The organism is Neorhizobium fuzhouense, assembly GCF_042611105.1.
In the GTDB taxonomy this organism is placed as follows: Bacteria; Pseudomonadota; Alphaproteobacteria; order Rhizobiales; family Rhizobiaceae; genus Neorhizobium; species Neorhizobium galegae_A.
Genome location: NZ_JBHFFP010000002.1, coordinates 286,146 through 300,016, shown reverse-complemented (window position 1 = coordinate 300,016; position 13,871 = coordinate 286,146). Strand labels below are relative to the sequence as shown.

General features: G+C 60.4%; 13 protein-coding genes and 1 tRNA gene. 8 read left to right on the top strand and 6 right to left on the bottom strand.

The annotated features are described in order from the left end of the window. Window positions 1–18: 18 nt before the first annotated feature. The gene (carA, locus tag ACEXP3_RS05190) at window positions 19–1,224 is read right to left on the bottom strand and encodes a glutamine-hydrolyzing carbamoyl-phosphate synthase small subunit (RefSeq protein WP_377296313.1); all 1,206 of its coding nucleotides are present in this window, start codon (window positions 1,222–1,224) and stop codon (window positions 19–21) included. A gap of 325 nt (window positions 1,225–1,549) precedes the next feature. On the opposite strand from carA, the gene ACEXP3_RS05185 reads away from it, so the two are divergent. Continuing rightward, the gene (locus tag ACEXP3_RS05185; RefSeq protein ID WP_377296312.1) at window positions 1,550–2,002 is read left to right on the top strand and encodes a GatB/YqeY domain-containing protein; all 453 of its coding nucleotides are present in this window, start codon (window positions 1,550–1,552) and stop codon (window positions 2,000–2,002) included. 50 nt (window positions 2,003–2,052) lie between these two features. Here ACEXP3_RS05185 and ACEXP3_RS05180 read toward each other — a convergent pair whose 3' ends face one another. Beyond that, complete coding sequence (locus ACEXP3_RS05180) at window positions 2,053–2,385, bottom strand: BrnA antitoxin family protein (protein ID WP_377296311.1); 333 nt, start codon at window positions 2,383–2,385, stop codon at window positions 2,053–2,055. Further along, the gene (locus tag ACEXP3_RS05175) at window positions 2,339–2,545 is read right to left on the bottom strand and encodes a BrnT family toxin (RefSeq protein WP_377296593.1); all 207 of its coding nucleotides are present in this window, start codon (window positions 2,543–2,545) and stop codon (window positions 2,339–2,341) included. Before ACEXP3_RS05175 ends, ACEXP3_RS05180 begins: the two co-directional genes overlap by 47 nt. 683 nt (window positions 2,546–3,228) lie before the next feature. Here ACEXP3_RS05175 and dnaG point away from each other — a divergent pair. From dnaG to ACEXP3_RS05160, 3 genes are all read left to right on the top strand, one after another. Then, entirely contained in the window at window positions 3,229–5,259 is a 2,031-nt protein-coding gene (gene dnaG / locus ACEXP3_RS05170; RefSeq protein ID WP_377296310.1) for a DNA primase, read from the top strand. Between the two features lie 420 nt (window positions 5,260–5,679). Next, complete coding sequence (rpoD, locus tag ACEXP3_RS05165) at window positions 5,680–7,728, top strand: RNA polymerase sigma factor RpoD (protein ID WP_210104488.1); 2,049 nt, start codon at window positions 5,680–5,682, stop codon at window positions 7,726–7,728. Between the two features lie 118 nt (window positions 7,729–7,846). Beyond that, entirely contained in the window at window positions 7,847–8,566 is a 720-nt protein-coding gene (locus ACEXP3_RS05160) for a hypothetical protein (protein ID WP_377296309.1), read from the top strand. A gap of 57 nt (window positions 8,567–8,623) precedes the next feature. Here ACEXP3_RS05160 and ACEXP3_RS05155 read toward each other — a convergent pair whose 3' ends face one another. After that, window positions 8,624–9,571, bottom strand: coding sequence for a lysylphosphatidylglycerol synthase transmembrane domain-containing protein (locus ACEXP3_RS05155; protein WP_377296308.1), 948 nt, complete (start codon window positions 9,569–9,571; stop codon window positions 8,624–8,626). Window positions 9,572–9,919: 348 nt separating this feature from the next. Here ACEXP3_RS05155 and ACEXP3_RS05150 point away from each other — a divergent pair, with 348 nt between their 5' ends. From ACEXP3_RS05150 to ACEXP3_RS05140, 3 genes are all read left to right on the top strand, one after another. Further along, window positions 9,920–11,023, top strand: a complete 1,104-nt coding sequence (locus tag ACEXP3_RS05150; protein WP_377296307.1) for a DUF930 domain-containing protein — start codon at window positions 9,920–9,922, stop codon at window positions 11,021–11,023. Window positions 11,024–11,050: 27 nt separating this feature from the next. Next, on the top strand, window positions 11,051–11,473 hold the full coding sequence (locus ACEXP3_RS05145; RefSeq protein ID WP_377296306.1) for a secondary thiamine-phosphate synthase enzyme YjbQ: 423 nt from the start codon (window positions 11,051–11,053) through the stop codon (window positions 11,471–11,473). Window positions 11,474–11,588: 115 nt separating this feature from the next. Further along, window positions 11,589–11,930, top strand: a complete 342-nt coding sequence (locus ACEXP3_RS05140; protein WP_377296305.1) for a hypothetical protein — start codon at window positions 11,589–11,591, stop codon at window positions 11,928–11,930. Window positions 11,931–12,436: 506 nt separating this feature from the next. Here the strand turns inward: ACEXP3_RS05140 and ACEXP3_RS05135 are convergent. Continuing rightward, window positions 12,437–13,210 carry an SIMPL domain-containing protein gene (locus tag ACEXP3_RS05135; RefSeq protein WP_377296304.1) on the bottom strand — a complete coding sequence of 258 codons (774 nt, stop codon included), beginning with the start codon at window positions 13,208–13,210 and terminating at the stop codon, window positions 12,437–12,439. A 197-nt stretch (window positions 13,211–13,407) separates the two neighbouring features. On the opposite strand from ACEXP3_RS05135, the gene ACEXP3_RS05130 reads away from it, so the two are divergent. Then, a tRNA-Ile gene (locus ACEXP3_RS05130) sits at window positions 13,408–13,483 on the top strand. A 148-nt stretch (window positions 13,484–13,631) separates the two neighbouring features. Here the strand turns inward: ACEXP3_RS05130 and ACEXP3_RS05125 are convergent. Further along, window positions 13,632–13,871 (bottom strand): hypothetical protein, encoded by a 240-nt coding sequence (locus ACEXP3_RS05125; protein ID WP_377296303.1) that lies wholly within the window; start codon window positions 13,869–13,871, stop codon window positions 13,632–13,634.

Genomic DNA, 13,871 nt, shown 5'->3' with positions numbered 1-13,871 from the left:
ATGATGGATTTAAGCGGATCAACGTTCGGCAAGCGCCGGCTCGCCCTTCTTCTCGCGCACCATGTTGAGGAAGCGGCGGAAGAGATAGTGGCTGTCCTGCGGGCCGGGCGAGGCTTCCGGGTGATGCTGCACGGAAAACACCGGCTTGTCGGTGAGGCGCAGGCCGCAATTGCTGCCGTCAAACAGTGAGACATGGGTTTCCTCGACGCCTGCCGGCAGCGAGTTCGACGAAACGGCAAAGCCGTGGTTCATCGAGACGATTTCCACCTTGCCGGTCGTGTGGTCCTTTACCGGATGGTTGCCGCCGTGATGGCCCTGATGCATCTTTTCGGTCGTCGCACCGAGCGCGAGGCCCAGCATCTGGTGGCCGAGGCAGATGCCGAAGGTCGGTGTGTCGGTCTTGATGATCTCGCGGATGACCGGCACGGCATACTCGCCCGTGGCTGCCGGGTCGCCGGGACCGTTCGACAGGAAGACGCCATCCGGATTGAGCGCCATGATGTCTTCGGCCGACGTTGCAGCCGGAACCACCGTCACCTTGCAGTCGAGACCGGCAAACAGGCGCAGGATGTTGCGCTTGACGCCATAATCGACGCAGACGATGTGATACTTGGCATCTTCCGGCGAGGTCTCGCCATAGCCTTCGTTCCAAACCCAGGGCGTCTCGGTCCATTGCGAGGATTGGCCGGAGGTCGCTTCCTTGGCAAGGTCCAGACCGACAAGACCGCTCCAGGCGCGGGCTTCCGCCTTCAGCGCCTCGATGTCGAAGACACCGTTCGGATCATGGGCGATGACCGCGTTCGGGGCTCCGTTCTCGCGAATCCAGGCCGTCAGTGCGCGCGTATCGATGCCGGAGAGGCCGATGATGCCGCGCGAGGACAGCCAGTCGTTCAGATGGCGCGAGGCGCGGTAATTCGACGGCTCGGTAATGTCGGCCTTGAAGATGACGCCGACTGCGCCGCGGCGGGCCGCCGGCGTCAGGTCTTCGATGTCTTCTTCGTTGGTGCCGATATTGCCGATATGCGGGAAGGTGAAGGTGACGATCTGGCCGAGATAGGAGGGGTCCGTCAGGATTTCCTCATAGCCGGTGAGCGCCGTGTTGAAGCAGACTTCTGCCGTTACCTTGCCGGTGGCGCCGACGCCATGTCCCTCGATCACCGTTCCGTCGGCGAGGACGAGGAGGGCCGTGGGCTTGCGGGAGGTCCAGGGTGCTGTCTCTGTCATGTCGGTTCGTCTCCGCCCGTTGCCCGGCCACTTGAAGCAGCTGGGCACTAGGGCCATCTATGGTCGCGGTAAAAGGGCGCGCGAAATGTTTTCGCGCTTGGGCTCTGGTTTTTAATCTCGTGCAGGTGCCGGAAAATAACGGAAGCGGTCGAGGTGGTCAATTGCGCGACCTTGCGTCAGGTGGATTTATCCCGTTCTGATGTCAAGGTTCAAAAGGCGCTGATTGATCCTCTTGCCCGTCTCGTCTATGACGGCGGCGCGAAAGACACGGGTAAAGCGGCCGGTTTGAAAGTCAAACACAGCTTTTCCCAAGGAGAAGAACAAGATGATGCGCGACAAGCTTTCCAACGCAATGAAGGACGCGATGAAGGCGAAGGAAGCCCGCCGGCTGTCCACCGTCCGTCTGATCCAGACGGCAATCAAGGATCGCGATATCGCCAACCGTGGCCTCGGCAAGGATCCGGTGAGCGACGACGACATTCTGCAGATCCTGCAGAAGATGATCAAGCAGCGCGAGGAATCGGCCAAGATCTATTCCGAAGGCGGCCGCGAGGAACTGGCCGAGCAGGAGCGCGAGGAAATCACCATCATCCGCGGCTTCATGCCCGAGCAGATGTCCGACGACCAGGTTCTGGAAGCCTGCAAGGGCGTGATTGCCGAAATCAGCGCGCAAGGCCTGCGCGACATGGGCAAGTGCATCAGCGTTCTGAAGGAGCGCTATGCCGGCCAGATGGATTTCGCCAAGGCTTCCGCCATGGTGAAGGACCTGCTGAAATAGGCATTGCTTCAATCGCTGAGATGGACGGGCGGCTGCGGCAGATGATGTCGTCAGCCGCCTTTACGTTTCTGCTCCGACACGAAATGGCGCAGCACCGCGTTGATGCGCGTCTGGTACCCGCTCCCCGTCGCCTGGAAGAAATCGACGATATCGGCGTCGAGCCGGATGGATATCGCCTTCTTCTTCTCCGGCACCACCCACTCAGCCTTCGACCAGTCGACATCGAGAAGATCCTGCCAGTCGGGATCGTCGCGCATGGCCGCTTCGATCTCTTCATCGGTGAGGGCGTCGACGCGGGCACAGTCGGTCTGGCTCTTTTCTCCACGGCGCCGCCGTTCACGAATCTCCTCGGCTGTGATGCGCGTGATACCGTCTTCGCTCATTTTGCCTCGCAATGCGCGCCGAAATAATCCGGCAGGCGCTTCCTCTCTTCGTAAACACCACGGCGATAAGCCGGCCGCTTTCCAGGCAGATGGCAATCCATCGTTCTTCGCGGTCATAAGCGGAACGGTCGATATAGGCTGCATCATCCATCGCCAGCACGACATCCTCGAAGTCGATCCCATGCTTGGCAATATTCGCCTGCCGCTTTGCCTCGTCCCATTCGAAATTTTCAAACCCACGTTCAGCGTGCAAGCCTATGCTCCGCTGTCAGCCGGGACGTGGGTGCCGGTAGCCGCCCCCGCAAGCAGTCATGGCGACTTCGCGCCCAAAAGCCCGCTGTATGTATCATTGTATATACACACCCCCTCGTCAATGCCGTCTGCGGCAAGGGCAGAATGTCACGGATCAGGGGCCTGAAACCGGGGAAATCGGCGGGTGTTTCTTCATGCGGGAAAAAGAATTAATCCGGCAAGCGAGGCAGGACTGGGGGAAGTCCTGCCTCTGACGCCTGGAATGCATCGCTTCCGGGGGAAGGATTGCGATGCCAAAGGTGTGCGTTATGGGGGAATACACACCTTTGTTGCGTGGCTCTTCCTGTTGAGAGAGTGGGACGTCAGGAAGTCACGGGGACACTAAGAGCCCCGGGAGGAGCAAATTCAAATTAAAAAAACGTAATTTTTGCAGCGCGGAAACTGCCTTAAAATTGACGCAACGGAACCTGCAATTGAGCGGTTTATTTATTGGTACCTGTAAGTACCCTGTGAATTGCGGGTGCAAGCTCAGCCAGCTGTGGCGCAGGGCCTGCGACATGCCTATATGAAGGCTGGTCCTTGAGGGTAGCGATGCGCTTTTCCAATACATTTCTCGACGAAATACGTGATCGCGTGCCGATTTCGGCCGTGATCGGCCGTCGGGTCACGTGGGACCGCAAGAAGACCAACGTGCCGCGCGGCGATTACTGGGCCTGCTGCCCCTTCCACGGCGAAAAGAGCCCGAGCTTCCATTGCGAGGATCGCAAGGGCCGCTACCATTGCTTTGGCTGCGGCGTCTCCGGCGACCATTTCCGCTTCATGCAGGAAATCGAGGGCTTGAGCTTTCCCGAAGCGGTGCAGCAACTGGCCGACATGGCAGGCGTTGCCATGCCGCAGCCGGATGTGCAGGCCGAACGGCGCGAGAAGGAGCGCTCGACGCTTCTCGACGTGATGGAACTTGCAACGGTGTTCTTCCAGGACCAGTTGCAGACCGCCGGGGGCGCAAAGGCCCGCGCTTATCTGCGCGATCGTGGCCTGACCGGGCGCACCATCGAGACCTTTCGCCTTGGCTATGCACCGGAAAGCCGCAGCGCACTGAAAGAATATCTAGCCGGAAAGGGCATCCCGAAGGATCAGATCGAGGCCTGCGGCCTTGTGGTGCATGGTGAAGGCATCGCCGTGTCCTATGACCGCTTCCGCGACCGCATTATGTTTCCGATTCTGTCGTCGCGGGAAAAGGTGATTGCCTTTGGCGGGCGCGCCATGGCGCCGGATGCGCCGGCGAAATATCTGAATTCCAACGAGACGGAACTCTTTCACAAGGGCAACGTGCTCTACAATTTCACCCGTGCGCGAAAAGCCTCTCAGGCGCTCTCCAAGGGCCGTGACGACGAAAGCGCCACCATCATTGCCGTCGAAGGCTATATGGACGTCATCGCGCTGCATCAGGCGGGCGTCGAAAATGCCGTTGCACCGCTTGGCACGGCGCTCACCGAAAACCAGCTGGAACTGCTGTGGCGCATGACGCCGCAGCCGGTCCTCTGCTTCGATGGAGATGGTGCCGGCCTTCGCGCGGCAAGCCGGGCGGCAGACCTTGCGCTTCCGCACATCAAACCCGGCCGCACGGTGCGCTTCGCACTTTTGCCCGATGGCAAGGATCCTGATGATCTCGTGCGTCACGAAGGCCGCGCGCCGTTTGATGCCGTGATGCAGCAGGCGCGTCCGCTCGCCGAGATGATCTGGTTGCGCGAAGCGGGCAACGGCCAGTTCGACACGCCGGAAAAGCGCGCCGAACTGGAGGCGCGGCTGAAGCAGATCGTTGCCGTCATTGCCGATGAAAACGTGCGCCGCCATTACCAGCAGGACATGCGCGACCGGCTGAACACGTTTTTTGCGCCGGTGAGAGCCGGACGCGATAATCGCCAGGGCGGCTTTTCCGGCCGTTCGAACCAGCAGGGACGCGGGCAGGGTGGTTCCGGCGGACGCGGCGGCCAGGGGCAGAACTTTGGCGGCGCCGGCCGCAGTCTCGGTGTGTCGGATCGGCTGGCGCGCTCCGGCCTCGTGCGCGGCTATCAGGATCTGCCGGCGCTGCGCGAAGTGGTGCTGGCGATCACCATCGTCAATCATCCGCAGCTTCTGCTCGACGAGTATGACGAGATCGCCGCCATCGATTTCGAAAACCGCGACCTGCAGCGCTTCTGGTCGGCCATGCTGCCGGCAGCGGCAACCGCAGGTGCGAACCTTTCGCGCGAATACCTGATGGAGCGGTTGGCGGCTCAAGGCTTCGAGCCGCTTGTCACCGCGCTTGATCTTCAGGTGCGCAATGCACGGCTCTGGATCGCCACCCAGCAGGCGGCCCCCGAGGATGCGCGCGAAGGCTATAGGCAGGCCCTGTCGCTGCACAAGCGCACGAAGGCGCTGCGTTTCCAGAAGATGGAACTGGAGCGGGAGATTTCGGCCGCCACCGAAGCCGGTGACGAGGACAATATCGAACCGCTGCTGCGCGCGCTTTCCGAGGTGCAACTGGAAATCGTGCGCATGGAAAACCAGGAGGCGATCATCGATGGCTTTGGGGTGATGTCGGGCCGCGTGAAGGGCGCTGCCGTCGGGCACGGCAATTGATCGCCGTCTGGTTGTGCTGTGTGATCGTTGCTGTTTTATTCGCCGGCCGGGGACTTGTCTTTGGTCGGCGCATCACTAGATATCTTGCGAACCAGTGACAACAGTGCGGGGAGCCCGCCACAATTCCGCTTTTTACACTTTTAACTGCGCTTTGCCTCCAAGAAGGCTTGACGGGACGTGAATTTGTGGGAATCACCGTTCCAGGCATAAAAGGGCGAACTGAGGCGTGCGGGCCGCAAATGCAGGGATCGTTGGCGTGAACGCAAAGCGATGCTTGAGGGGTCGGAACACGATCCCGGTTAAGCGGGAATTAAATGTCCACCCGGTACGTGATTGATTGCGATTCGCATCGCGGCATTTGCTGTGTTGCGAACGGCGATGTGTAAGCGCCGCGAATGACGTCCAAGGAAAGACGAATACATGGCAACAAAAGTCAAAGAAAACGAAGAAGCTGAAAACGAACGCGACGGCGCCACCGACGGTCCGCTTCTCGATCTTTCCGACGACGCGGTCAAAAAGATGATCAAGCTCGCCAAGAAGCGTGGCTATGTCACGATGGACGAGCTGAATGCCGTGCTGCCCTCCGAAGAGGTGACGTCCGAGCAGATCGAAGACACAATGGCGATGCTCTCCGACATGGGCATCAATGTCGTGGAAGACGAGGAAGCCGAAGAACCGGCGGCCAGTGACGACGACAGCAATGACGAAGAGGCCGAAAGCGAAGGCGGAGAGCTTGCTCCCACCGGCGGCACGGCTGTGGCCACGACGAAAAAGAAAGAGCCGACAGACCGCACCGACGATCCCGTGCGCATGTATCTGCGCGAAATGGGCTCCGTTGAGCTTCTGTCGCGCGAAGGCGAAATCGCCATCGCCAAGCGCATCGAGGCCGGCCGCGAGACGATGATCGCCGGTCTCTGCGAGAGCCCGCTCACCTTCCAGGCGCTGATCATCTGGCGCGACGAGTTGAACGAAGGCACGACGCTGCTGCGCGAGATCATCGATCTCGAAACGACCTATTCCGGTCCGGAAGCCAAGGCCGCGCCGCAGTTCCAGAGCCCGGAAAAGATCGAGGCTGACCGCAAGGCCGCCGAGGAAAAGGAAAAGACCCGCCGTCCGCGCTCTTCCGACGACGACATCACCAATGTCGGCGGCGATCTGCCGCCCATGGAAGAGGAAGAGGAGGACGATGACGAATCGAGCCTGTCTCTCGCCGCCATGGAAGCGGAACTGCGCCCGCAGGTGATGGAAACGCTCGACACCATCGCCGATACCTACAAGAAGCTGCGCAAGCTTCAGGACCAGCAGGTCGAGGCACGCCTGTCGTGCACCGGCACGCTGTCCACTGGCCAGGAGCGCCGCTACAAGGAACTGAAGGATCAGTTGATCACGGCGGTGAAGTCGCTGTCGCTCAACCAGAACCGCATCGACAGCCTTGTCGAGCAGCTCTACGACATCAACAAGCGTCTCGTGCAGAACGAGGGCCGCCTGCTGCGTCTGGCCGAATCCTACGGCGTCAAGCGCGATTCGTTCCTTGAGCAGTACCAGGGGGCGGAGCTTGATCCGCACTGGATGAAGTCGGTCTCCAACCTGTCCGCGCGCGGCTGGAAGGAATTCGCCCGCGCCGAGAACCAGACGATTCGCGATATCCGCCAGGAAATCCAGAATCTGGCGACGGAAACCGGGATCTCGGTCACCGAATTCCGCCGCATCGTGCACATGGTCCAGAAGGGCGAGCGCGAAGCGCGCATCGCCAAGAAGGAAATGGTCGAGGCCAACCTGCGTCTCGTGATTTCGATCGCCAAGAAGTACACCAACCGCGGCCTGCAGTTCCTCGACCTCATCCAGGAAGGCAATATCGGCCTGATGAAGGCGGTCGACAAGTTCGAGTATCGCCGCGGCTACAAGTTCTCGACCTATGCCACCTGGTGGATCCGCCAGGCGATCACCCGTTCGATCGCTGACCAGGCTCGCACGATCCGCATTCCGGTGCACATGATCGAGACGATCAACAAGATCGTTCGTACCTCGCGCCAGATGCTGCACGAGATCGGCCGCGAGCCGACGCCGGAGGAACTGGCTGAAAAGCTCGCCATGCCGCTCGAAAAGGTCCGCAAGGTCCTGAAGATCGCCAAGGAGCCGATCTCGCTCGAAACCCCCGTGGGTGACGAAGAAGACAGCCACCTCGGCGATTTCATCGAGGACAAGAACGCGCTACTGCCGATCGACGCCGCCATCCAGGCGAACCTGCGCGAAACGACCACCCGCGTGCTTGCCTCGCTCACGCCGCGCGAAGAACGTGTTCTTCGCATGCGCTTCGGCATCGGCATGAACACGGACCACACGCTGGAAGAAGTCGGCCAACAGTTCTCGGTTACCCGCGAACGTATCCGTCAGATCGAGGCAAAGGCGCTGAGAAAACTGAAGCACCCGAGCCGCAGCCGCAAGCTGCGTTCGTTCTTGGATAGCTGAGAAAAAATTCGTAATTCTGATTGTGTAAAGGCCGGCATTCTTGTCCGGCCTTTATTTTATGCACGATTTGCTGTTGAATTGCGTATCTTCATTTAGTTTAGGCGAAGGTGACAATTCTATGTTCGAATACATAAAGCTTTTCGTCGAAAATTTATGGAGCATATTGGCGGTATTTCTGGTGGCTTTTATTATTTTAAGGCCGGACATGCTCAGGTATGTATCGAAAATAACGCTTCCGGGTGGCGTCGGGATCGAGTTGCAGAAATTACGCGATGAGTTGGAGAAGCAAGGGCAGGATATCAAGGTCCTGGAAACTGAACTGTCTCTGGAACGCCATAACCTGCAAACTGTCATAGAGAGCTTCGATTCAAGCTCGCCAATGTCCGAATTAATTAAAGTTCGCAAAAAGTTGAAAAGTCATGCTGGACAAATTACCGATAGCAGCCAATTGAAGAGCTTCCTTTCAAAGGAAGCGTCACCTGAAGAGCTATATTCTGCTGCGGTTATTCTTCGAGAGACACGGCCTGTTGAACTCATCGAACCACTGATTGACTGCCTTCAGCGGCTGGCGAACAGCAGTACTCTTGACGGTATCCGGTTGAACACGGTCTGGACCCTGACGAGCGCGCTGCATCGGATGCTGATCGCTAACATACGTGACAAAGCTGGTGTGGCGCTGAGCGAGCAGCAGCTTCGCCGGGCTCGTGACGTTCTGAAGAAGCTCGAGCGCAATGCGAAAGTTCAGTTTGACAACCCGATGAACCCTGACCGGGGTGTCCGAGGGCCAATCAAGAATGCTCTCAGTTGGATCGAGAAAGGCCTGGATGTAAAACCCTGACGTTTGCCATCCAGAAAATTGACGATGATACCCGGCTGCTTGTCATCGCTCGTTCGGCTAAGCAGCCTCCCGCATCCGCCGCCGTTCGAACACCAGCACCACCGCAATCGACAGGGCAAGCGGAATGAGCAGGTAGAGCAGGCGGAACACCAGGAGGGCCGCCAGCACGTCGGCATCGCGCATTTCCGAAAGACCGTTGACGAAGAGCAGTTCCAGCACGCCGAGCCCGCCCGGTGCGCTTGAGAGAAGTGCTGCGGAAAACGACAGGAGAAAAATGCCGAGCACGACGAAATAGCCGGGATTTCCCGCCTCCGGCAGCGCGAAATAGATGATGGCGGCAGCGCCCATGATTTCCAGCGGCCCGATGAGAAGCTGCAGGGCGACGGTTCTGAGCTGCGGATAATAGATCTTGACGGGGCCGATGGTAAGCGGGCGGAACTGTTTCCAGCTGCCATAGACATAGACTGCGATGCCCACCAGCAGCAGGATACCGACCCAGCGCAACGTATCCGTCGCCGGCAGGTTGATGAAGCGTTCTCCGACCGACGGCTCGAAGGTCAGCACAAGACCGGTGAGCAGGATCGTGCCGAGCGCAAAGGTGAACGAACAGAACGCAATCAGCTGGCCGATTTCAAGGCCCGACATGCTCTTGGACGAATAGGCCCGATAGCGAATGATCGATCCGGACAGAACCGATGCGCCGAGATTGTGCGACAGGGCGTAGGTGGTAAACGAGGTGAGGGTGATGAAGACGAAATTGACGCGATGCTTCAGATAGCTCAGCGCCAGCGCATCATATCCCGCAAGGGCCAGATAGGCGAGAACCGCACTGGCGACGCAGAGAAGCCAGTGGGTGTGCGAGATGGCAGCCAGGCTTTCACCCAGCTGATCGATCGACAGCCCGCGCAGTTCCTTGAACAGAAGCCAGATGGAAACGGCAACTGCGGCGATGCCGATGGCCGGCCATGCATATTTACCGATAATGGGCTCCCCCCTTCGAGACACTGTTTTCTTTACCCGCGCGGCCTTGTCTGTCGGCGGACCCGGTGTGCTTCGTTGTCGTGTGAACAGCCGGCCTGCCGCAGTGGCGCGACGGTCGCCTGTAATGCGGCCGATATGAAACCGCGTCCTCCAACATGCATGACCCGCGCCCGCCTTCCAAGGTATTTTTCGGTTAAAATTGATGGGTTTTGACGTTCATTCTGCTTCAGCGGCGCCAGATGACCGTACATCGTGGGCTTGCGAGAGTGTTGGCTGAGGTGAGGGACGATCTGTGCGGCCTCTGCAATTATTTGTGACGCGCTGCAACTTATCCCCTCGATACTCCGGCCATTCCGGCTTACATGGCAGAAGATGCAGGATGTTTCGGATATAGGCTCGCCCATAGCGAAGCCCACGCGGCGGCTGCGCAGCGGCTGGGGTCTTGCTGCGACCTCCGCCCTGTTGCACCTGTTGGTGCTTGCCGTCTTTCTCATCCCGTTCCCGTCCGTTGTTCCGGATGTGGCGCAGGAAGAAGCCGTTTCGGTGGAAATCGTTCCGCCGGCCGAAGAACCGGACAGTGCAAAAGACGCACCCGCACCCCCGCCTGCCGCCCCGCAACCGCAAGAAAAGGCGCCGCCACCGCCGCAGGCCACGATGATTGCGGCACCGCCTCCGCCGCCGTCCGACCAGCCGGAGCGCAATGACCAGTCGGGCCAGACGCAGGCCAAGGATGAGCCGGCGCCGGTGGAAGCGGCACCGGTTGCAAAGGATGACCCGGACAAGGCACCGCCCGCCGCTCCCGATCCGGCCGGGCAGCCCGGCACCCCGCCGGCATCGCCCCCACAGGAGACGGCCAAACCATCCGTTCCGCCGCCCGTTGAGACGCAAGCGGCCGCTGAGCCGCAACCGGAACAACAAGCGGCAGAGGCCGGCACTCCGCTTCCCCACGACGTGTCGCCGCCGCAGGCCGATTTTGCGCCGGGCCTTGCCGATGGCAAACCTTCCATGCCACCGACCGATGCCGTTCAGGCCGTGCCCGTGCCGACGCCCCGCCCGCAGACCGTGTCTCCCGCCCCGGAACCTGCAGCAAATCCGGGCGGCGCCATGACAAAGGCGGATACGCTTCTGTCTGACGCGCGCCTCCAAAACCCGGCCCTGAAAGCGGCGCTGGGGCAACTGCCCCCCAAGCGGCGCCTGACGCAGATCTGCAGTTTTGAAGTGGCAGAGCAGGTGGCGCGTGCGCGCCCGGACACGACGCCGGACTTCATCATGCCCTATGGCCCCTCCGGCGGGTTTATCCGCAACAGCACGCTGGATGCCGATGGCGGCGCCTTTCGCAGCGGCGGGCGCTGGTTCGATGTGAGCTTTCAGTGCACTGTCGATATGAAGACGATGAAGGTCACCTCGTTCAGCTATCGCCTGGGAGGCGAGGTGCCGCAAAAGGATTGGCAGCGCCGCCGCCTGCCGGGCGCCTGATGGCATCACAATCGTCAAGGAGAGACCATGCCGCAGACCATACTTCGCCTTGAAACCCGCGGGCAGGGGCTGACCGAATTTACCCGCGAGGCCGAGGCCTTCGTCCGCGGCGCCCGGCTTGACGAGGGGCTTCTGACGCTCTTCGTGCGCCACACCTCCTGTTCGCTGCTGGTGCAGGAAAATGCCGATCCGGATGTCCGCCGCGATCTGCTTGCGTTTTTCCAGCGCCTTGTGCCACCAAGCGACAACCCCTCGATGCGCTTTATGGTTCACACCACGGAGGGGCCCGACGACATGCCCGCGCATGTGAAATCGGCGCTCACCACGGTGTCGCTCGGCATCCCGGTTGTCGGCGGAAGACTGGCGCTCGGCACCTGGCAGGGGATCTATCTGTTTGAACATCGCGACCGGCCGCACCGTCGCGAGGTGGTGTTGCATCTGTCGCCTTGAGCGGTGATTATACTGAATGGTGAATGAACGAGCGGTTCGGAAGGCGTTCAGATCCGGTCCACTAGATTGCCTCCAGTGCCCGCCGTGGCGCAATGCAATACTGGAGGAATACCCAATGAGACAGCTTCTTGCCAAGGCCGGTCTTGCCGCCCTGATGGTCGTATCTGGGCTTGCCGCCCCGCTTGCCAGCGCCTCTGCGGCCGATAATGGCTTGCGGGTCGAGGTGCAATGGCGCGGTGACGACCGCGGTGGCCCGCGCCACTACGATCGTGGTCCCGATCGCCGCGCCGGCTGCGCCCCCTGGCATGCCGAGGACAAGGCGGCCCGCATGGGCCTTCGCCGTGCCCGCGTTGTGGATATGAACCGGCGCGTGGTGGTGGTGGCCGGTTTTGACCGTCGCGGCCGCGACCGCGTCGTGTTTGCCAATGAACGCGGCTGCCCGGTCATCCGTCGCTAAGCTCGACCTTTCTCACTTGCCGAAATCCGCTCCATAGCCCAATGGACGGATGAAGCCGTCGCTCACGCCCCCTAGCATCTGAGCGGCGGCTTTCCGCGTCTTGTTGCACGTCCGCTATGCGATTTGCGGTATGGGTCCCGTCTACCTCAAAGATAGGGACTAGATTATCGTTGCGGGAAAGCCTCAGGCGCCGCCGGCGACCAGTCCCAAGCCGAGGTTATGCCGGGTGCGTGCCGCACGCTCTGCCCATTCCGATGGTCTTTCACACCATTTTGCGGGATCCGCCGACCTTCGTCCGACTTCTCGGCTCTGCCGTGTTCGCCATTTGACCCGAACGGGTCGCAGCCTGAGTTCCTCGGCCGCGAAAACTCTCTGAACGCCTCACGCGGCAGCGCAAGCGCGATGGGCTGCTGTCTGCAATCCTGTTCCGCTGAAACGGAAGGCCCGAATGTCACGGCAGTGCGCGGCTGCAGGCACCTGTCGATGCCTGCAGCAATGATAAAAAGTCAGCGCGCGATTTCAAACCGCATGTCGACCGTCACGGTATAGCTGTTCTCGCCTCCGGAGACCGGAACCGAATCGGCCTCCTTGGCCATGGCCATGCGCATCATCGGCGCCGGCACCGGGCGCGTGCCGTTTTCGGTAATGGAGACCACGGGGCCAAGCTTGGTGCCGGCGGCATCGGCGAGTGTCTTCGCCTTGGTCATGGCATCGGCCACGGCCTTGCGTCTGGCCTCTTCCATGGCGCCTTTCGGATCATCATTGGTGAAGCTGATCTGGCCACCCTGGTTGACGCCGAGTTTCACGGACCGATCGATGAGGCCGCCGAGCTTTGCAAGGTCGCGCACCCGCACGGAAAGACCGTTGCTGACCTGATAGCCGATGATGCGCGGCGCTTCGTCCGTCTGGCCTGCGCCATTCTGGCCGGAGCTTTCCTGTTGGCTGTACTGCGGAAAGATCGAGAAATCACTGGTCTGGATCTCCCGCTCGGCAATACCGTCGGCCTTCAGCGCCGCCAGAACATCGCGCATGGCGGCATTGTTGGCGGCAAGCGCGGCATCGGCCGTTTCGCCCGTGCGTGTCACCGTCAGCGACACGACCGCCATGTCCGGCGCAATGGCCGCGCGGCCTTCGCCGGTGACGCTGATCATCGCCTGATGCGGCGGCGGCGGCGGCGGTGGCGGCATTTGCGCCCAGACGGCCGGCGCCCCGGCAAGACCTGCCGAGACACCAAGGGTTAGAAGTGAAAGCCGTCTGGAACGCGTCAACAAGCCCGGCATGAATATCCTCCGCTATGATCTTTGCAAGGTTGCCCCACTTCTGCGTGACACTCTTGCGGTTGAAGACGATAGGTGCCTTGAGAATGTGAAGCCAATACGGCAACGGCTTGTCGCCCGTAGCTTTTTGCGTTAGAGCCGAACCTCAAGCGGCCCGCATGAACCATTGCACGCGGGCCCACCTTTTTGCAGAAGGTCGAGGGCCTGTAGCTCAATGGTTAGAGCCGGCGGCTCATAACCGCTTGGTTGGGGGTTCGAGTCCCTCCGGGCCCACCATTTCCGTCTTCGGATGTAGCTTGACGCGGATTTCCGGAATTTTGACGGCAGGTTCCGGAAAAATGAATTTCCAATTCCCCCGGAAACTTCGCCCGCGTCCAGCGATTTTTGACGCTCAATAACAGCCGAGATGGGTTTGCCTCAGATTTCAGTTCTGAGACGAGTAGCTCTCGAAACCACCCAGCTTGATTGTCCTGTTGAGCATAGCTCCCACATCTTCAGCGTTGACAAGCTTCAGATTGTTGAGTTGCTCCGCGACCTCCTTGGCGGAAATTACCTGCAGGGCGAGTCCGAGATGCAGGACGAGCTGGGCGTCCTTGCACTCAAACGCGATGAGGTAGGCTTGTTCCGTCAGCTTTCGAATGTGCTTCATGGGAAGCCGTGGCAT

Excerpts from the sequence above, each read along its gene's own strand:
- carA (WP_377296313.1), bottom strand. The coding sequence starts at position 1,224 with ATGACAGAGACAGCACCCTGGACCTCCCGCAAGCCCACGGCCCTCCTC.
- ACEXP3_RS05185 (WP_377296312.1), top strand. The coding sequence starts at position 1,550 with ATGATGCGCGACAAGCTTTCCAACGCAATGAAGGACGCGATGAAGGCG.
- ACEXP3_RS05180 (WP_377296311.1), bottom strand. The coding sequence starts at position 2,385 with ATGAGCGAAGACGGTATCACGCGCATCACAGCCGAGGAGATTCGTGAA.
- dnaG (WP_377296310.1), top strand. The coding sequence starts at position 3,229 with ATGCGCTTTTCCAATACATTTCTCGACGAAATACGTGATCGCGTGCCG.
- rpoD (WP_210104488.1), top strand. The coding sequence starts at position 5,680 with ATGGCAACAAAAGTCAAAGAAAACGAAGAAGCTGAAAACGAACGCGAC.
- ACEXP3_RS05160 (WP_377296309.1), top strand. The coding sequence starts at position 7,847 with ATGTTCGAATACATAAAGCTTTTCGTCGAAAATTTATGGAGCATATTG.
- ACEXP3_RS05150 (WP_377296307.1), top strand. The coding sequence starts at position 9,920 with ATGCAGGATGTTTCGGATATAGGCTCGCCCATAGCGAAGCCCACGCGG.
- ACEXP3_RS05145 (WP_377296306.1), top strand. The coding sequence starts at position 11,051 with ATGCCGCAGACCATACTTCGCCTTGAAACCCGCGGGCAGGGGCTGACC.
- ACEXP3_RS05140 (WP_377296305.1), top strand. The coding sequence starts at position 11,589 with ATGAGACAGCTTCTTGCCAAGGCCGGTCTTGCCGCCCTGATGGTCGTA.
- ACEXP3_RS05135 (WP_377296304.1), bottom strand. The coding sequence starts at position 13,210 with ATGCCGGGCTTGTTGACGCGTTCCAGACGGCTTTCACTTCTAACCCTT.
- ACEXP3_RS05125 (WP_377296303.1), bottom strand. The coding sequence starts at position 13,871 with ATGCCACGGCTTCCCATGAAGCACATTCGAAAGCTGACGGAACAAGCC.